This is a genomic window from Ruegeria sp. H7 (genome assembly GCF_056532945.1).
In genome coordinates, this window is record NZ_JBQFNZ010000007.1 from 184498 (window position 1) to 201160 (window position 16663).

Annotated in this window: 21 protein-coding genes; 13 read left to right on the forward strand and 8 right to left on the reverse strand. The window is 60.7% G+C overall.

The features are described 5' to 3' along the window. Positions 1 to 4: 4 nt before the first annotated feature. Genes moaB through ACR0AC_RS15890 form a run of 4 tightly spaced genes read right to left on the reverse strand, consistent with a single transcriptional unit; the run spans position 5 to position 2534 of the window. Positions 5 to 547, reverse strand: coding sequence for a molybdenum cofactor biosynthesis protein B (moaB, locus tag ACR0AC_RS15875; protein ID WP_480627036.1), 543 nt, complete (start codon positions 545 to 547; stop codon positions 5 to 7). A 6-nt stretch (positions 548 to 553) separates the two neighbouring features. Next, the gene (locus ACR0AC_RS15880) at positions 554 to 1174 is read right to left on the reverse strand and encodes a LysE family translocator (RefSeq protein ID WP_170522140.1); all 621 of its coding nucleotides are present in this window, start codon (positions 1172 to 1174) and stop codon (positions 554 to 556) included. After that, positions 1171 to 1770 carry a metallophosphoesterase family protein gene (locus ACR0AC_RS15885; protein WP_480874696.1) on the reverse strand — a complete coding sequence of 200 codons (600 nt, stop codon included), beginning with the start codon at positions 1768 to 1770 and terminating at the stop codon, positions 1171 to 1173. Before ACR0AC_RS15885 ends, ACR0AC_RS15880 begins: the two co-directional genes overlap by 4 nt. Further along, entirely contained in the window at positions 1770 to 2534 is a 765-nt protein-coding gene (locus ACR0AC_RS15890; protein ID WP_480874826.1) for a uracil-DNA glycosylase, read from the reverse strand. Before ACR0AC_RS15890 ends, ACR0AC_RS15885 begins: the two co-directional genes overlap by 1 nt. A 73-nt stretch (positions 2535 to 2607) precedes the next feature. Here ACR0AC_RS15890 and ACR0AC_RS15895 point away from each other — a divergent pair, with 73 nt between their 5' ends. The 9 genes from ACR0AC_RS15895 (at position 2608) to ACR0AC_RS15935 (ending at position 8725) form a co-directional block, all read left to right on the forward strand. Next, positions 2608 to 3234 carry a scavenger receptor class F, member 2 gene (locus tag ACR0AC_RS15895; protein WP_480874699.1) on the forward strand — a complete coding sequence of 209 codons (627 nt, stop codon included), beginning with the start codon at positions 2608 to 2610 and terminating at the stop codon, positions 3232 to 3234. Positions 3235 to 3294: 60 nt separating this feature from the next. Then, positions 3295 to 4230: an aspartate carbamoyltransferase catalytic subunit gene (locus tag ACR0AC_RS15900; protein WP_170453192.1), complete on the forward strand. Its 936-nt coding sequence runs from the start codon at positions 3295 to 3297 to the stop codon at positions 4228 to 4230. Further along, complete coding sequence (locus tag ACR0AC_RS15905) at positions 4227 to 4748, forward strand: hypothetical protein (RefSeq protein ID WP_170624087.1); 522 nt, start codon at positions 4227 to 4229, stop codon at positions 4746 to 4748. The genes ACR0AC_RS15900 and ACR0AC_RS15905 overlap by 4 nt, the downstream gene beginning before the upstream one ends. After that, a complete protein-coding gene (locus ACR0AC_RS15910) occupies positions 4733 to 5119 on the forward strand; it encodes a hypothetical protein (protein WP_480874702.1) in 387 nt (128 codons plus the stop codon). The genes ACR0AC_RS15905 and ACR0AC_RS15910 overlap by 16 nt, the downstream gene beginning before the upstream one ends. After that, on the forward strand, positions 5116 to 6396 hold the full coding sequence (pyrC, locus tag ACR0AC_RS15915; protein ID WP_480874705.1) for a dihydroorotase: 1281 nt from the start codon (positions 5116 to 5118) through the stop codon (positions 6394 to 6396). The genes ACR0AC_RS15910 and pyrC overlap by 4 nt, the downstream gene beginning before the upstream one ends. Then, complete coding sequence (plsY, locus tag ACR0AC_RS15920) at positions 6396 to 7001, forward strand: glycerol-3-phosphate 1-O-acyltransferase PlsY (protein WP_170453195.1); 606 nt, start codon at positions 6396 to 6398, stop codon at positions 6999 to 7001. The genes pyrC and plsY overlap by 1 nt, the downstream gene beginning before the upstream one ends. After that, positions 6998 to 7267 carry a hypothetical protein gene (locus ACR0AC_RS15925; protein ID WP_170453196.1) on the forward strand — a complete coding sequence of 90 codons (270 nt, stop codon included), beginning with the start codon at positions 6998 to 7000 and terminating at the stop codon, positions 7265 to 7267. Before plsY ends, ACR0AC_RS15925 begins: the two co-directional genes overlap by 4 nt. Before the next feature lie 189 nt (positions 7268 to 7456). Beyond that, complete coding sequence (locus ACR0AC_RS15930) at positions 7457 to 7930, forward strand: YHS domain-containing (seleno)protein (RefSeq protein ID WP_170453197.1); 474 nt, start codon at positions 7457 to 7459, stop codon at positions 7928 to 7930. 261 nt (positions 7931 to 8191) lie between these two features. After that, complete coding sequence (locus tag ACR0AC_RS15935; RefSeq protein WP_170453198.1) at positions 8192 to 8725, forward strand: porin family protein; 534 nt, start codon at positions 8192 to 8194, stop codon at positions 8723 to 8725. A gap of 51 nt (positions 8726 to 8776) precedes the next feature. Here the strand turns inward: ACR0AC_RS15935 and ACR0AC_RS15940 are convergent, their stop codons facing one another. Then, a complete protein-coding gene (locus ACR0AC_RS15940; protein ID WP_170453199.1) occupies positions 8777 to 9760 on the reverse strand; it encodes a quinone oxidoreductase family protein in 984 nt (327 codons plus the stop codon). Between the two features lie 194 nt (positions 9761 to 9954). On the opposite strand from ACR0AC_RS15940, the gene ACR0AC_RS15945 reads away from it, so the two are divergent. Further along, entirely contained in the window at positions 9955 to 10812 is an 858-nt protein-coding gene (locus ACR0AC_RS15945; RefSeq protein WP_170453200.1) for a DUF2189 domain-containing protein, read from the forward strand. Positions 10813 to 10832: 20 nt separating this feature from the next. Here ACR0AC_RS15945 and ACR0AC_RS15950 read toward each other — a convergent pair whose 3' ends face one another. Then, entirely contained in the window at positions 10833 to 11819 is a 987-nt protein-coding gene (locus tag ACR0AC_RS15950) for an NAD(P)H-quinone oxidoreductase (RefSeq protein ID WP_170737309.1), read from the reverse strand. Between the two features lie 57 nt (positions 11820 to 11876). Continuing rightward, entirely contained in the window at positions 11877 to 12569 is a 693-nt protein-coding gene (locus ACR0AC_RS15955) for a COQ9 family protein (RefSeq protein ID WP_480781371.1), read from the reverse strand. A 111-nt stretch (positions 12570 to 12680) separates the two neighbouring features. On the opposite strand from ACR0AC_RS15955, the gene rpsU reads away from it, so the two are divergent. From rpsU to ACR0AC_RS15970, 3 genes are all read left to right on the forward strand, one after another. After that, on the forward strand, positions 12681 to 12887 hold the full coding sequence (rpsU, locus tag ACR0AC_RS15960) for a 30S ribosomal protein S21 (protein WP_005614280.1): 207 nt from the start codon (positions 12681 to 12683) through the stop codon (positions 12885 to 12887). Between the two features lie 302 nt (positions 12888 to 13189). Continuing rightward, the gene (locus ACR0AC_RS15965; protein ID WP_480874711.1) at positions 13190 to 14194 is read left to right on the forward strand and encodes a CAP domain-containing protein; all 1005 of its coding nucleotides are present in this window, start codon (positions 13190 to 13192) and stop codon (positions 14192 to 14194) included. Positions 14195 to 14378: 184 nt separating this feature from the next. After that, positions 14379 to 15596 (forward strand): CAP domain-containing protein, encoded by a 1218-nt coding sequence (locus ACR0AC_RS15970; protein ID WP_480627047.1) that lies wholly within the window; start codon positions 14379 to 14381, stop codon positions 15594 to 15596. Between the two features lie 50 nt (positions 15597 to 15646). On the opposite strand, the gene ppk2 is transcribed toward ACR0AC_RS15970, so the two are convergent. After that, a complete protein-coding gene (gene ppk2, locus ACR0AC_RS15975) occupies positions 15647 to 16564 on the reverse strand; it encodes a polyphosphate kinase 2 (protein ID WP_480627048.1) in 918 nt (305 codons plus the stop codon). Positions 16565 to 16663 lie beyond the last annotated feature (99 nt).

The window sequence follows — 16663 nt, forward strand, 5'->3', positions numbered from 1 at the left end:
CAGTCTACTTCCGTCGCAGATGTTCGTCCAATCGGGGCATTATTTCCACGAAATTGCAGGGGCGGTGGCGGTAATCGAGTTGTTTTTCCAATATCCCGTCCCACGCATCCTTACAGGCTCCGGGGCTGCCGGGCAGCGCAAACAGATAGGTTCCTCCGGCGACCCCGCCAGTGGCGCGGGACTGTACGGCCGAGGTGCCGATTTTCTCCATCGATATGATGGTGAATACGGTACTGAACGCCTCGATCTCTTTTTCATAAACATCGCGATGCGCCTCGACCGTCACATCGCGCCCGGTCAGTCCGGTGCCGCCGGTCGAGATCACGACGTCTATTTCGGGGTCGCCGATCCACAGCCGCAGCTGCGCCGCTATTTCGGCGCGCTCGTCTTGGATGATCTTACGATCAGCCAGCACATGCCCTGCCCGCTCGATCCGGTCCACCAATGTCTGGCCCGAGCGGTCTTCGTCCAGCGAACGCGTGTCCGACACGGTCAACACCGCAATGCGGACCGGGATAAACTCCATACTCTCATCGATGCGCGACATGCAGCGTCAGGCCCTTTCCATGATTGCCAGCCGGGCCGCCAAAGTGATGAATATCCCTCCGGTGACCCAACCCATGATGCGCGAGGCGCGCGGGTTCGAAATCAGAAGCTTGCCCGCTCCGCCGGCGAACACACCGACCAGCCCGTTCACCACAAACCCGCCCAGCGCGATGATGACCCCAAAGATCAGGAACTGCGCAAGGATCGACCCCGAGTTGGGATCAACGAATTGCGGGATGAAGGCCAGAACAAACAGGATCACCTTCGGGTTGGTCAGGTTCACCACCAAACCATCCCGAAAGGCCATGCGGGTCGGCCTGACCGACCCCTCTGCTGAAACCGCACCGTTCCGGATCGCGCCCCACGCAAGATACAGCAGATAGGCAACGCCCATCCAGCGGATGACATCGAACAGCCACGGCATTGAAGACACCAATGCCCCAAGGCCCAGCCCGGCCAGCAGCACATGCACCATCAGCCCCAGCGAAACCCCGGCACTGGCCACAAGCGCCGGTTTTGCGCCGGAACGCAGCCCCTGCCCGAAACAGAACATCATATCCGCGCCAGGGGTAAAATTCAGAACCATGGCCGCCGGGATAAAGGCCAGCAGCGTGACGGTGTCGATCATGAGGGTACCTCGAACCAGTTTGCCTTTGGCCCCAGATTGGCGATCTGCGACCGCCCCAATGTGCCGCGATAGCCCCAGCTGTCGTGGATATGGCCGCAAAACACCAGACCGGGCTGCAGTCTTTCCACCGCATCGCGCACCGAGACCGAACCGACCGAGATGCCCTGCGACGTGGTATCGCCATAACCTTTGGGCGGCGAATGCACGATCAGAACATCCGCGCCGTCGCAGCGATCCAGCAATTCCGTCGCTTCGGCCTCGGTCATGTCACAAGACCAGGCGCCAAAGGGCGTCACCGGCACGCCATAGCCCAGACCGAACAGGCGCACCCCATCGACGGTCATGCCAGTACCGTGCAGCACATGCACGCCTTCGGGGGCGGCGTCGATCAACTCACCCGCGCTTTCGGCGTTGCCGGGAACCAGAACCAATGGTGCTGAAATACCCGAAAGCATCTGCATCGCTTCATCCAGCCCCTGCCGCATATTGCAATAGTCCCCGGCCCCGATCACCAGATCAGCTTCGGCACTGGCCGCAACCAGCTCGGCGGCGCGGTTGCGCGCCATATGCAGGTCCGAGAAGGCCAGAATCCGCATCACCCTGCCCCCAGCCGTGCTTTCAACTCCAGCAGATCTGCCCAGGCCTGCCGCTTCATCTGTGGCTGGCGCAACAGGTAGGCGGGGTGGAACATCGGGATCACCGGCAGGTCCAGCGCCTGATCCCAATTGCCGCGCAGCCGCGTGATGCCGCGTTTGCCCAGCACCGCCTGACAGCTGATATTGCCCATCACCACCAACACCTCGGGCCTGGCCAGCGCCACATGGCGTTCCAGAAACGGCTTCATCATGCCGATCTCTTCCGGCTTGGGATCCCGGTTTTGCGGCGGCCGCCAGGGCAGCACATTGGTGATATAGACGTTCTCGCGCCGATCCAGATCAATCGCCGCCAGCATCCGATCCAGCAATTGCCCTGCGCGACCGACAAAAGGCTTGCCCTCGCGATCTTCATCCCGGCCCGGTGCCTCACCGATGATCATCACCCGCGCGCCCGGCGTGCCATCGGCAAACACCAACTGGCGCGCACCGCGTTTCAACTCGCAATGGTCGAACGCCTCCATCGCTGCGCGCAACTGGTCCAGTGACCCTGCATTCTGCGCGGCGGATTTCGCAATCGCGACCGGATCGACCTGCTTGGGCTTAGCCGGTGCCGCCTGCGGGGTGGCAGGTTTCTTCGGTTTGGGCGCGGTATCGGGCAACGCGTAACGGTCCACCGGCGCGTCCCCGATGGCTTCGGTCACGCCCAGTTCGATCTGCCAGTCCAGCAGCGCCCGCGCAGTATGATAGTCCAAGCCCGATTCCATGCCTCTCAATCTAACCAGCTTTTGACTGAGGGAAAGCGAATAGACCTTGTCACGGCGCAGGGTCGCACCGACCATGACGCCAACCATGTTGTCGATCCTGCGATTCCTTTTGATTTTCTTTCTGTTGGTCCCCCTCTCCGGCCCGGCCTCGGCGCAGCTTTTCGACCGTGGCACGCAATGCCGGGGCGGACAGTTTCAATGCGGCAGCCGATGCTGCTCGGCGGGGCAGAGGTGCAGCTTTGACGGGCACTGCATCCCGTTGGGCGGCACCTATTGCGGTGGCGGTCGATCCTGCGGCCCGTTTGAACGCTGTGTTCCGGGCAGCACCCGCTGTGCGCCAAAGGCCGCGAACGCCTGCAATTCAAGCCTGGATTGCCGCAGTGGCAACCGCTGCAACGGGCGTGGTGAGTGCGAGCCGATCCAGCCCGATCTCCACCTGAACCTGCCGCAACCCTGCGCCGATGGCCGGATTTGTGCGCGCGGATCGTTCTGCCTGCCGCAAGGTGGCTGTTCCCGCGCCGGATGGTTCCTGTGCGAAAAAACCGGGTCGCAATGCCGACCGGGCTTCAAATGCTCGCGAAATCAGGGCTGTGTCCCGGTCAAGGCGGTCGATTGCGGCTATGGCAAATGGTGCAAACCCGGCGAGCGGTGCCTGCCCGAAGGCGGGTGCGAGATATTGCCCGAAGGGTCCGATCCTTAGGTTGCCTTGGCCCGCGCGGCTTTCTATAAGCGGTCCGATTGTCAGACAGGAGCCCGCCCAATGCGTTTCGCCCATCGTCACCTTCTTGGCATCGAGCATCTGTCGCAATCCGATATTACCGCCATCCTCGATCTGGCCGAAAAATATGTCGATCTGAACCGGCAATCCGCCAAACACTCGGACGTGTTGTCGGGGCTGACCCAGATCAACATGTTCTTCGAGAATTCGACCCGAACGCAGGCCAGTTTCGAGATTGCGGGCAAGCGGCTGGGCGCGGATGTGATGAATATGGCGATGCAGGCCAGTTCGATCAAAAAGGGTGAAACGCTGATCGATACAGCGATGACGCTGAACGCAATGCACCCTGATCTGCTGGTGGTGCGGCATCCGCATTCCGGCGCGGTGGACCTGCTGGCGCAAAAGGTGAACTGCGCCGTGCTGAACGCCGGGGATGGCAAACATGAACATCCCACGCAGGCTCTGCTGGATGCGCTGACCATCCGCCGGGCCAAGGGCCGCCTGCACCGTCTGAACATCGCCATTTGCGGGGATGTGGCGCATTCGCGCGTGGCACGCTCGAACCTGATCCTGCTGGGCAAGATGGAAAACCGCATCCGCCTGATCGGCCCTCCGACGCTGGTGCCCGCGCAATTCGCCGAATTCGGGGCCGAGATTTATGACGATATGGCCGAGGGTCTGCGGGAGGTCGACGTGGTCATGATGCTGCGCCTTCAGAAAGAGCGGATGGATGGCGGCTTTATCCCCTCGGAACGCGAATATTATCACCGCTACGGTCTGGACGCCGCCAAACTGGCGCTGGCCAAACCCGACGCCATCGTCATGCATCCCGGCCCGATGAACCGGGGTGTCGAGATCGACGGAACCTTGGCGGATGACATCAACCGATCCGTCATTCAGGAACAGGTCGAGATGGGCGTCGCCGTCCGAATGGCCGCCATGGAACTGCTGGCCCGCAATCTTCGCGAGGCCGCATGAGCGATCTGACCATCGCCCCCCATGAACACGGCGTGATCCGCCTGTTCACGCTGGACATGCGCCCCGAAGAGGCGAAGTTCCTGCGCGAGCCGGGTGCGGCGGATCAGGTTCTGGGGGTCGACGGGCTGGACCCGGATCAGATCGACGTCTTTCCGGTCTCCGACCTCGAAGACCTCGGGCTATATGGCTATCTGAACGACGGTTGTGGCGTGTCCGAGGATCAATTGGACCGCACGACGCTGGACGCGGTCGAGGGCTGGGTCATGGTCCTGCGCAGCGCCGCGTTCCACGGGCGCCCCGCGACGCTGACCCCCGATCCCCGCCTAAAGCTGATCGGCCTGTTCACGGAAGAGGCGACAAACTGGACCGGCGGCGCAATCGAAACGGACAGCGCCAAACCCTTCTCGGCCCCGCAACATGCGGGCGATGGGGGCAAGGCGTCGCGCCGTATGGGATCGGCTTTTCTGGCCCTTGTCCTGTTGTTGGCCGTCGGAGGTGCCCTGTGGCTGATCCTGTGATCTTCGCGCCCGACAAGGGGGCCTATATCCGCACCAACGCATGGCTCGCCGCCGCAGCCATGGCTAGCGCGATGATCATTCTGTGGCTGATCGGCAACCCCTATGTCTGGACCGGAGCCCCCGCTGGCCTCGCCGCAATCGGGTTGCGCGCGTGGTATCTGGCCTCCGAGGAACTGACCGCCGCGTGGGAAATGACTGAAACCATGCTCACCGGCCCCGGCTCGCGCAAAGTTGCGCTGAACCAGATCGAGGCTGTGAACACCATGGGCAGCTTTGTCCAGCTTGTGACCAAGGGCGGCGACAAGCATCTGATCAAGTACCAGGCGGACCCCGCCGCCACCAAAGCCGCCATCGAAAGGGCCCTGCCATGAGCACCGTTCTGTTTACCAACGCCCGCCTGATCGACCCGGAAAGCGGCACAGACTCGATCGGGTGGCTGCATGTTGCGGATGGGCGCATTGTGGCAAAGGGCGACGGCGAGGCCCCCACCATCGACGGGCAGGTCATCGATTGCCAGGGCAAATGCCTTGCCCCCGGCATCGTCGATATTGGCGTCAAAGTGTGCGAGCCGGGCGAGCGGCACAAGGAAAGTTATAAATCCGCCGGGCAGGCAGCGGCGGCAGGTGGGGTGACCACGATGGTCACGCGACCCGACACCTCACCCGCGATCGACACGCCCGAAACTTTGGAATTTGTAACCCGCCGCGCGCAGGCCGACACTCCGGTCAATGTGCTGCCCATGGCCGCGCTGACCAAGGGCCGTGAAGGCCGCGAAATGACCGAGATCGGGTTCCTGATGGACGCGGGCGCGGTGGCCTTTACCGATTGCGACCATGTCGTCACCAACACCAAGGTCTTTTCGCGCGCGCTGACCTATGCGCGGTCTTGCGGCGCGCTGGTGATTGCGCATCCTCAGGAACCGGGCCTCAGCGCCGGGGCGGCGGCAACCAGCGGCAAGTTTGCAGCCTTGCGCGGGTTGCCTGCGGTTTCGCCCATGGCCGAGCGTATGGGGCTGGACCGCGACATTGCATTGCTGGAAATGACCGGGGCAAAATATCACGCCGACCAGATCACCACCGGCCGTGCCCTGCCCGCGCTGGAGCGCGCCAAGCGCAACGGGCTGGATATCACCGCCGGGACCTCGATCCACCATCTGACGCTGAACGAACTGGACGTGGCCGACTATCGCACCTTCTTCAAGGTCAAGCCGCCGCTGCGGTCCGAGGATGACCGGCAGGCAGTGATCGAGGCGGTGCGAACCGGCCTGATCGACACGATCAGCTCGATGCACACGCCGCAGGATGAAGAAAGCAAACGCCTGCCGTTTGAAGAGGCCGCATCCGGAGCCGTCGCGCTGGAGACGCTGCTGCCTGCGGCCCTGCGCCTGTATCATTCGGGTCAGCTGGACCTGCCGACCCTGTTCCGGGCAATGACGCTGAACCCGGCGAAACGGCTGGGTCTGGAGAGTGGCAGTTTGTCCACAGGTGCGCCTGCCGATCTGGTGGTGTTCGATCCGGATATTCCCTTTGTGCTGGACCGGTTTACACTCAGGTCAAAATCACAGAACACGCCGTTTGACGGGCAGAGGATGCAGGGTAAGGTCATTGCAACCTATGTTGCCGGCAAAGAAGTCTACCGGAGAGCCTGATGCCCTTGATTGACAGTACGACAACCCAGCTCATCCTGTGGGCGGCTATGGGCTATTTGCTGGGGTCGATCCCGTTTGGGCTGATCCTGGCTAAGGTGATGGGGCTGGGCAATCTGCGGCAGATCGGGTCGGGCAATATCGGCGCGACCAACGTTCTGCGTACGGGCAACAAGGCTGCGGCTGCGCTGACGCTGCTGTTCGATGCCGGAAAAGGCGCGGCGGCGGTTCTGCTGGCGCGGGCCTTTGCGGGGGAAGACGCCGTGCAGATGGCCGCCTTGATGGCGTTTCTGGGGCATTGCTTCCCCGTCTGGCTGGGCTTCAAGGGCGGCAAGGGCGTGGCAACCTTTCTGGGTCTGTGGCTGGCGCTGGACTGGCGGGTCGGGGTGGCCTGCTGCCTGACCTGGCTTGTGGCGGCTGCCATCTGGCGCATTTCATCCGTTGGCGCGCTGGCTGCTGCGGCCTTGTCCACCACATGGGTCGTGGTTCTGACCGATGGATCGAGCTTTGTGCTGGGGATCATCCTGACGCTGCTGGTCTATTGGCGTCACAACGCCAACGTGGCCCGGATCAAAGCCGGGACCGAGCCCAAAATCGGAAAGCCGTGACCGCCACAGACGCGTTTCTTGCCGCGTTTTTTGCGTTGCCGCTGGGCACGTTCACCGGCCACGCGCAAGGCGGGCGGTACGTTGTTTCGCGTCAGGAAATGGCGGGCGGCAAGTCGCATAAACTGGTCGCGCATCAGTTGGACGGCACCGATTACATCAGCCTGAACCTGTACCAGACCCGCAACAGCGGCGCGTTGCTGCGCCCGTGCGAAATGCCCGCCGAGAAGGTGGTCGCCTTTGTTCTGGCACTTTGCCCCGATGCATGAGTCGGCTGCATTTTCGAACAGACCCTCTTCATCCTCGCACAATCACAATTGATTGTTTTGAACGTGAACAACCCGCTTCCCACCTGAGATTTCGTGACGGTCAATTACCGGCCGCACAGGACAAAATCCCGGGTGTGCATATCACAATTGCAGTGAGAACGCGCAGCCCATTTCACGAAAGGTGAAGCTATGAACACGTTTAAATCTCTGATCGGTGGCGTTGCCCTGTCTGTTGCTCTGGCAACTTCGACCCTGGCCGCAGGCGTTGAAATCAACGCAAGCTCGACCGGACTGGCGATGCAGGGCTATGACCCGGTTGCCTATTTCACCGAAGGCGAGGCCACCAAGGGCGACTACCGCATCACCACGCTGCACGATGACGCGCTGTACCGCTTCTCGTCGGAAGAAAACAAAGCCGCGTTCGAAGCCAACCCCGAGGCTTACCTGCCCGCATATGGCGGCTACTGCGCGTTTGGCGCGGCCATGGGCTTCAAGTTCGACGGTGACCCGAACCACTGGAAAATCGTCGACAACACGCTGTACCTGAACCTGTCGAAAGACATTCAGGAACGTTGGGAAGGCGACATCCCGGGCTTCATCGAACAGGCCAGCGCAAACTGGGAAGACATCGCGGACAAAGCGCCTGCAGAACTGCAGCAATAATCCGCTTAAAAACCAACGCATGTCGGCGGCAGAGTGATCTGCCGCCGACATGTCATTTGAAGCCCTTGGCACGCACCCTATCTTTTTTGACAGACAGACCCGGATTTAACGGGCGCAGGCCGGTCAGATCGACCGACATTCAGTACGGAAAATGTAGCAAACGATGATCCGGCCCCGGCTTCGGATCGTAACAGCTTGTACACAGGCGCAACCTCAGGCCTCTGGCCGCTGCGCTCATTTTGCGAATGAAAGGATCAAAAGATGACTGGGAAATTGGCGCTCATCGCAGCTGTATCCACTTTGACGGCAGGGTCGGCCATGGCGCAATCCTCGGGCGACTGGACCGGGTTCTACGGCGGCTTGCAGCTTGGTTATATTGACGTTGACACAAGCCTTTCGGGCGTGGACGGAGACAGCGCGCTCGGTGGTATCGTTCTGGGCTACGACTATGATCTGGGCGACTGGGTCGTGGGTGGCGGGTTCGACTATGACTGGGCGGATGTCGATCTGTCTGGCGCGGCCACGGTCGAGGATGTCTGGCGCATCAAGGCACGCGCCGGGTACAAAGTGACCCCTCAGGGGCTGCTGTATGGTGTCGGTGGTTATGCAGAAGCCGGAACCGACAATCTGGGCAGCGACAGTGGCTGGTTCATCGGCGCGGGCTATGAACAGATCGTTGCGCCCAATGTCAGCATCGGGGGCGAGTTGCTGTATCACGAGTTTGACGATTTCAACTCGACCGGCGTGGATGTGGACGCCACCACGTTGCAATTCCGGGCGACCTATCGGTTCTGACCGCCGCGACATAGAAAACGGGACCCGGCGTCATTCGCCGGGTCTTTGCGTTCAGATATCCAGGATCGTACTGCCCGTGGTCTGACGTGCCTCAAGCGCGCGGTGCGCATCGGCGATCTGGTCCAGTGGAAAGCGCTGGTCTATGTGGATTTTGACCTCTCCACCTTCGACCTTGCCGAACAGCCGCCGCGCCATGGCCTGACACACCGTATGATCCCCGATATGGGTGAACAGGGTCGGTCTGGTGATCTTGAGCGATCCCTTTTGCCCCAGAATCCCGATATCCACCGGCGGCACGGGCCCCGAGGCATTGCCGAATGAAATCATCATGCCCAGCGGCTTGAGGCAATCCAGCGACCCCTCGAACGTGTCCGCCCCGACCGAATCCATCACCACATCGACGCCTTTGCCATTGGTGATCTCGGCCACCCGCTCGACAAAATTCTCGGTGCGGTAGTTGATGCAATGCGCCGCGCCGTTGAACTGAGCCAATGAACATTTCTCATCGGTTCCGGCGGTGCCGATCAAAGTAATCCCCTCGGACTTGGCCCATTGGCAGGCGATCAGGCCGACGCCCCCGGCAGCCGCGTGAAACAACACCGTATCGCCGCGCCGCAAAGGCGTGGTGCGGTGAAACAGGTATTCGACCGTCATACCCTTCAGCATCATTGCAGCGGCGGCTTCGAAGGTGATGCCGTCAGGCAGCGGACAGACCTGCGCGGCTGGCATTACCCGCGCCTCGCAATAGGCGCCGGGCGGGGCTGCGGCATAGGCAGCGCGCTGGCCGGGTTCCAGATGGGTTACACCCTCGCCCACCGCTTCGATCACACCTGCGGCCTCCATGCCCAACGCATGGGGCAACTCCAACGGATACAGGCCTGTGCGCTGGTAGACGTCTATGAAGTTCAGACCGCAGGCATGATGGCGGATGCGAACCTCGCCGGGGCCGGGATCGCCCAACGATCTGTCTTCGATCTGCAAAACCTCGGGTCCGCCAAATTCCTGGATGACGACTGTGCGGGCGGTGTGCTGCATTCTGACCTCCTTCTGCCTGTGCCCAAGCTATCACGCCTGCGCGACAGGGCAATCGGCGCGAAACGCATCCTCGTGATTCGCGGTTATCGAAAACTGTGCTATAGTTGCATCAGGCGTTGCCGGCTGGTCCGGCCACGGGCAACCCAAAGCCGGATCCATTCCGCGGCGCATCTTCGCCAAGGAAAGGGAACAAGATGGCAAAAACAATCGGTAATCCGATCAGCTGGGCAGCCCAAAGCCTTGGAGCGACCAGCGATCACGTTACGGAAAGCGTCTCGCGCATTGGTAGTTCGGATGTCCGCCACCTGCCGATGGTCCAAACACTTACGATTCAGGACCTCAAAGCCTGTCTGAGGGCCGGATATAACGATTTCCTGGAAACCCGGGCGGACGCGATCTTTATCGTGCTGATCTATCCGATCGCCGGGCTGCTGATGTTCGGCTTTGCGATGAACCTGAACCTTGTGCCGCTGCTCGCCCCGCTGGTTGCAGGATTTGCGCTGATCGGACCGGTCGCCGCTGTTGGCCTGTATGAGATCAGCCGCAAGCGCGAAGAAGGCGGCGAAGTCCATTGGCTGGACGCGTTCGGCGTCTTCCGATCACCATCCTTCGGGGCCATTCTGGCGCTGGGTTTCTATCTGGTCATGCTGCTGCTGGTCTGGCTGATGGTCGCGCAGAGCATCTACGTGCAGACCCTCGGCCCGGAACCCCCAACCTCATTCGGGGCGTTCGTAAGCGAAGTTCTGACCACAGGGGCCGGATGGACGATGATCATCTTCGGAACCGCTGTCGGGTTTGTCTTTGCCCTGTGCGCGCTGGCCGTCAGCGTTGTCAGCTTCCCGCTGTTGCTGGATCGCAAGGTGGGTCTGCCGGTCGCGGTCGTCACCTCGGTCCGCGTTTTGCGTCACAATCCGGGCGTTGTCCTGTGCTGGGGCTTCATCGTGGCCGCGTTGTTGGTTTTGGGCGCAATCCCGATGCTGCTGGGCCTGATCGTGGTGATGCCCGTTCTGGGCCACGCAACCTGGCACCTGTATCGGCGCGCGGTTGCGTGACCTGATTTGGGGCGCGCGGGTCAGCCCGCGACGTTCAGAACGATCTTGCCAATATGTTGCGAGCTTTCCATGTGCGCATGGGCCGCCGCAGCCTCGGCCAATGGAAATTCACTGTCCATAACTGGCGCAACCTTGCCTGCGGCCAGCAAGGGCCAAACGGCTTCGCGCAGATCCTGCGCGATCCTCGCCTTGGCTAGATCGCTTTGCGGGCGCAAGGTGCTGCCGGTCAGCGTCAGTCGTTTCACCATCATCAGGGCAAAGTTCAACTCGGCCACCGGACCTTGCAGAAAGGCGATCTGGACCAGCCGCCCATCTTCGGCCAGAGCCTTCACATTGCGCGGGATATAGTCGCCGCCCACCATGTCGAGGATCAGGTTCGCCCCGCCCTCGGCCCGCATGACGCCGACAAAGTCTTCATCCCGGTAATTGATCGCCTTCTCGGCCCCCAGTTTCAGGCAAGCCTCGCATTTCTCAGCGGACCCGGCGGTTGCGAAGACCCGCGCACCAAAGGCATTGGCCAGTTGGATCGCAGTGGTTCCAATCCCGCTGGAGCCGCCATGGACCAAAAACCGCTCTCCCGCTTTCACGCCACCGCGCGTGAACACGTTGGACCAGACGGTAAAGAAGGTCTCGGGCAGGCAGGCGGCCTGTTTCATGTCCATCCCGTCCGGCACCGGCAGACAATGCGCGGCAGGGGTGGCGACATATTCGGCATATCCCCCACCGGGCAACAGCGCGCACACCTTGTCACCCAGCGACAAGCCTTCGACACCTGACCCGACGGCCACCACCTCACCCGACGCTTCCAGCCCCGGCAAGTCGCTGGCTCCGGGTGGAGGATCGTACGCCCCGGCGCGCTGCAAAGCGTCCGGGCGGTTCACCCCGGCATAGGCAACCTTTAGAACAACCTGCCCCGCCTCGGCTGTGGGGATCGGGCGTTCGGTCAGCTTCAGAACGTCGGGGCCGCCGGGCTGGCTGATTTCGACAGCGCGCATCATCTGGGTCATGGGCAAATCTCCTTTGCCCAATGCCTAGCTGTCATCCGGCCAAAGGCCAAGCGTTGACTACTTGCGAGGGTTCAACAGACCCGGCAGATCGGCCCGCATCTTTACCGGAGCCTTCACATGACCGGCCAGCCAGTTCGGCACCGCCAGAAACGGCTTGAACAGCGGATTACTGTTCACCTGCGCCTTGAGCTTTTCGAACTGCATCACGTCGCCAATGCGTCGGTCCAGAAACTCCCACGTTTTATGGTGATCGGGCGAATCGTCCCCCAGCCAGAACAGCAGGGTCGAGGAATAGACCCCCGACAGCGTCGCCCGCTTGGTGTACCAGTTCACGTCATCCGATGTATCGCCCAGCGCATCCCATATCAGATCGCAGGTCTGCCAGACCGCCTTGGCCCCCTCGCCCGCATGTATCGGCAGCGAAAATAGCGTCATGCCCCGGCGGACCAGTTCCTTATCCTCGACCGCTTCCAGCCGGAACCGAACGGCAGCGGCGACCTTTTCGCGGAACTTAAGCGCGCTGAGGTCTTCGGACTTGATCCGGTCCAGCATCATCTGATCGCCGCGCGCATGATAGGCCAGCGCCAGATCAACCGCGCCGCGCGGGCAGATCGCCCGGGCCAGACCGTCATCCAGATCGCAATCGGCGATCGCCGCGCGAAAGCTGGTTTCGGACCAGCCGTCAAACGGCACGTGGATCAGCATCGCGTCCAGAAGTTGCTGTTTTGCGTCTTCATAAGTCACTGTCATGGCGGTTCTCCGGTGTTCGGGGCCAGTACTAGACAAGTTAGAACGGCTTTGCTATACGGCCAACTCCTGCAATTTCCTTGCAACTCTATCTAGAAAGGTGGTGACAACCACATGCAGGTTAGTGTTCGCGACAATAACGTCGATCAGGCGCTTCGTGCCCTGAAGAAAAAGCTGCAGCGCGAAGGCGTGTTCCGTGAAATGAAGCTGAAGCAACATTTCGAGAAACCGTCCGAGAAAAAAGCGCGCGAGAAGGCTGAAGCGATCCGCCGTGCCCGTAAACTGGCACGTAAGAAAGCACAGCGCGAAGGTTTGCTCTAAAACCTTTGGTCTCGTCCAGCTTTGGATGACACTATTTGACGACCCCCGAGGCATCGCCCGGGGGTTTGTCGTTTTCAGGACCGGTCTCATTTCGCCGACTCGAACATGGCGGCTGTGCGGCAAGCTGCCATTTCGCCCCCGGCAGGATTTTGCCCGGCATTTTGCAGCGCAACGAATCCCGCATCGGTAGCGCGGGCCTGCCCAAATTCGCCTGATTGCTCAGCGCCGCTATCGGCCGCGTTGCGGGTCTTTGTATCAGCCTCCCGTCACCCAAGACGACACATCAAAAAACGGAGGCTACAATGTCGACTGCAAGCAATATCGAGCGAGAAATGCTCGCGCTGATCAATCAAGAGCGCACATCCCGCGGACTGAATCCGCTGCAATTGGAAACGCGGCTGAACGCATCATCCGAGGATCACAGCGAATGGATGCTGGATCGCGATATCTTCAGCCATACCGGTTCGGGCGGGTCCAGCGCGACACAGCGGATGGAGGATGCCGGATTCGATCTGTCGGGTAGCTGGCGCACGGGCGAGAACATCGCCTGGCAATCGGAACGTGGTGCGCCGGGGATCAGTGACGATGTCGCACAGCTGCATCAGAATCTGATGAACAGCCCCGGCCACCGCGCCAACATCCTGAATCCGGATTTCGAATATATCGGGATCGGTATCGAGACCGGGGACATGCAAGGCTTTGACGCCGTGATGGTCACACAGAACTTTGCCACCACGGATGGCACGGTTGTGCTGGACACGGGCTCGGCCCCGACCCCGCCACCTGTCATCCCGGATGTCCCGGACGCACCGGATACGCCCGACGCGCCTGATACGCCAGATCTACCAGATACTCCTGACGTGGCTGATACACCCGACACACCCGACACACCGGACGTGGTTGATACGCCAGACGTGACCGACGACCCGGACACGCCGGTCGAGCCTGAAACACCTGATGTGGCGGAAGACCCCGACGCGCCGGTCGCGCCCGAGGACCCCGACGTTGCCGAGCAACCCGATACGCCCGAGCCCACGGATGAATACACCTTTGACGTCGAAGCGTTCCTTGCTGTGATCGAGCAATTCGTGAACGAAGTTCTGGCTTTGATCGACGACTTTGACTGGATCGACATCGAACTGCCGGACACACAGACCGTAGACGCCGGAACGGACAACGACCTGCTGCTGATGCCCGACCCAAGCACCGACAACACACCTTCGGACCCCATGGCGGACTTGGGCGATGACGATGACATGCTGGTGTTCACGCCCTTTGAACCGGGCTGCATGATGGACGCTGCCTGATCGCGAAAAAATGATGTGGCGGGGCCCAACACGCCCCGCTTCTGCGCGAGTTTCTGCACAGACCCCGACAATGGCTGGTAACAATTCGCTCAGCCGGCGGAACAGCCCGACCTGCGGCTTTATTTCGCCAAAGTCTCGCCACTAATGTCCCCACAAAATTACACAATCAACCGGAGGCAGAATCATGTCCAGCGCCAGCAATCTTGAACGTCAGATGCTCAGGCTTATCAACGAAGAACGCACGAAACGTGGCCTTAATCCTCTGCAACTTGAACTGCAGCTGAATGAGTCTGCCGAGGACCACAGCGAGTGGATGCTTCAAAGGGATATCTTCAGTCACACCGGTGCTGGCGGATCCAGCGCCACACAACGGATGCGAGACGCAGGGTTTGACTTCACAGGCAACTGGCGATCCGGCGAAAACATCGCGTGGCAATCCGAGCGTGGCGCCAGCGGGGCCGCTGATGATGTCGCGCAATTGCACCAAAGCCTGATGGACAGCCCTGGCCACCGCGCCAACATCCTGAATCCCGATTTCGAATATATCGGGATCGGGATCGAGATCGGGAATTTCCAGGGCTGGGACGCTGTCATTGTCACCCAGAACTTCGCGCGCACATCCGCTCCGGTGCAGTTGGACACCGGCAGCACGCCCGGTCCTGTTACGCCCAAGCCTAGCACTGTCTCGCCGGGGACTGTCGGGGATAGTCAAGACGATATCTTTGTCTTGGCAGCAGGAACTGCGGGGCGACTTGAAGGTAAAGGCGGCAATGACACTTTGACCGGCCAAAACGGAAGGGACGTCCTCGTCGGCGGGTCCGGCCATGACAACCTGACAGGCCAAGGCGGCAACGACAGAGTATACGGCAACTCTGGCGATGACACGCTACGCGGAAACAATGGCGCAGACCTCCTTGACGGTGGGCATGGCAATGACAGAATTTTCGGCGGGTATCAGAACGACCGATTGTTTGGAAGTTTCGGATCTGATACTCTGGATGGTGGACGAGGGTCGGACACACTGGATGGCGGAAATGGTAACGACGTACTGAAAGGTGGAACCGGTTCGGATATTCTCAGGGGCGGACAGGGCAATGACACGCTGGTCGGAGGCGGCGGTAACGATATTTTGGCCGGTAACGTCGGCAATGACATCATGACTGGCGGGGGTGGCGCGGACAGTTTCGTGTTCAGGCCAGGCACTGACCGGATCACCGACTTTCAAGACGTCGATAGGATCGTCCTTAAGTTTGCCGACCCGATAACCGGCTACTCTGACCTCAGGAACAACCACATGACCCAATCCGGCGACGACGTTGTGATCAATGACGGTTTGGGCAACAGGCTGATACTTGAGGATACACTGTTGGCCGATCTCGGCCGGGATGATTTTATCTTCTGATCACCCCCAACACCCAAACAAGAAACGCCCCAAACATGGGGCGTTTCGTTTCAATAGATTTTGGGAACGTGAAGCTCGTCCGGCAGGACGCGGCGTTCGTAGTCGGGGTTGTAGCGGCGATCCGGCAGGTTGACCTTTTCCTGCGGCACATCCGTGTAGGGGATCTTAGTCAGCAGATGCTCGATACAGTTCAACCGCTCGCGTTTCTTGTCGTTGCCTTCAACGATGTACCACGGCGCCTCAGAGATGTTGGTGCGGAAGAACATATCCTCTTTGGCCTTGGTGTAGGCCTCCCAGCGGATGCGGGATTCCAGATCCATAGGGGACAGTTTCCACTGTTTCATCGGGTCGTGGATGCGCATGAGGAATCGCAACTGCTGTTCCTCATCCGTGATCGAGAACCAGTATTTCAGCAGGATGATCCCCGACCGCACCAGCATCCGTTCGAATTCGGGAACGTCCTGAAAGAACTGTTCCACCTGATCTTCGGTGGCAAAGCCCATGACCCGCTCGACACCCGCGCGGTTGTACCATGAGCGGTCGAAGAACACGATCTCTCCGGCGGCGGGCAAATGCGGGACGTAGCGCTGGAAATACCACTGGCTCTGCTCGCGGCGGCTGGGTGCAGGCAGGGCAACCACGCGCGCAACACGGGGATTCAGACGCTGGGTGATCCGTTTGATCACGCCCCCCTTGCCCGCGCTGTCGCGGCCTTCGAACAGAATGCAGACCTTGGCGCCGGTATGCTGCACCCAATCCTGAACCTTGATCAGCTCGGCCTGAAGGCGCAGCAGGTTGCGGAAATAGACCTTGCGGTCCAGCATATCCGGATGCTGATCCTTGTAGATCTTGCGGACTTCCATCGACAGCATCGGCTCGCTGAATTCGATCTCGAAATCTTCGTCCAGCGTGTCTTCCAGTTCGGCTTCCAGCCAGTCTTTGGGGGCGTCATCGTTTTCATATGCCAAAGTCTGTTCCTTTTTGGTCATCGGGTGCGGACCGTATCGGTTGTGTGTAACCGCCTGATGTCATCGGACAAATTGATGACATGATGCGCCTGCCCGAAC

Excerpts from the sequence above, each read along its gene's own strand:
- moaB (WP_480627036.1), bottom strand. The coding sequence starts at position 547 with ATGTCGCGCATCGATGAGAGTATGGAGTTTATCCCGGTCCGCATTGCG.
- ACR0AC_RS15880 (WP_170522140.1), bottom strand. The coding sequence starts at position 1,174 with ATGATCGACACCGTCACGCTGCTGGCCTTTATCCCGGCGGCCATGGTT.
- ACR0AC_RS15885 (WP_480874696.1), bottom strand. The coding sequence starts at position 1,770 with ATGCGGATTCTGGCCTTCTCGGACCTGCATATGGCGCGCAACCGCGCC.
- ACR0AC_RS15890 (WP_480874826.1), bottom strand. The coding sequence starts at position 2,534 with ATGGAATCGGGCTTGGACTATCATACTGCGCGGGCGCTGCTGGACTGG.
- ACR0AC_RS15895 (WP_480874699.1), top strand. The coding sequence starts at position 2,608 with ATGACGCCAACCATGTTGTCGATCCTGCGATTCCTTTTGATTTTCTTT.
- ACR0AC_RS15900 (WP_170453192.1), top strand. The coding sequence starts at position 3,295 with ATGCGTTTCGCCCATCGTCACCTTCTTGGCATCGAGCATCTGTCGCAA.
- ACR0AC_RS15905 (WP_170624087.1), top strand. The coding sequence starts at position 4,227 with ATGAGCGATCTGACCATCGCCCCCCATGAACACGGCGTGATCCGCCTG.
- pyrC (WP_480874705.1), top strand. The coding sequence starts at position 5,116 with ATGAGCACCGTTCTGTTTACCAACGCCCGCCTGATCGACCCGGAAAGC.
- plsY (WP_170453195.1), top strand. The coding sequence starts at position 6,396 with ATGCCCTTGATTGACAGTACGACAACCCAGCTCATCCTGTGGGCGGCT.
- ACR0AC_RS15930 (WP_170453197.1), top strand. The coding sequence starts at position 7,457 with ATGAACACGTTTAAATCTCTGATCGGTGGCGTTGCCCTGTCTGTTGCT.
- ACR0AC_RS15935 (WP_170453198.1), top strand. The coding sequence starts at position 8,192 with ATGACTGGGAAATTGGCGCTCATCGCAGCTGTATCCACTTTGACGGCA.
- ACR0AC_RS15940 (WP_170453199.1), bottom strand. The coding sequence starts at position 9,760 with ATGCAGCACACCGCCCGCACAGTCGTCATCCAGGAATTTGGCGGACCC.
- ACR0AC_RS15945 (WP_170453200.1), top strand. The coding sequence starts at position 9,955 with ATGGCAAAAACAATCGGTAATCCGATCAGCTGGGCAGCCCAAAGCCTT.
- ACR0AC_RS15950 (WP_170737309.1), bottom strand. The coding sequence starts at position 11,819 with ATGACCCAGATGATGCGCGCTGTCGAAATCAGCCAGCCCGGCGGCCCC.
- ACR0AC_RS15955 (WP_480781371.1), bottom strand. The coding sequence starts at position 12,569 with ATGACAGTGACTTATGAAGACGCAAAACAGCAACTTCTGGACGCGATG.
- rpsU (WP_005614280.1), top strand. The coding sequence starts at position 12,681 with ATGCAGGTTAGTGTTCGCGACAATAACGTCGATCAGGCGCTTCGTGCC.
- ACR0AC_RS15965 (WP_480874711.1), top strand. The coding sequence starts at position 13,190 with ATGTCGACTGCAAGCAATATCGAGCGAGAAATGCTCGCGCTGATCAAT.
- ACR0AC_RS15970 (WP_480627047.1), top strand. The coding sequence starts at position 14,379 with ATGTCCAGCGCCAGCAATCTTGAACGTCAGATGCTCAGGCTTATCAAC.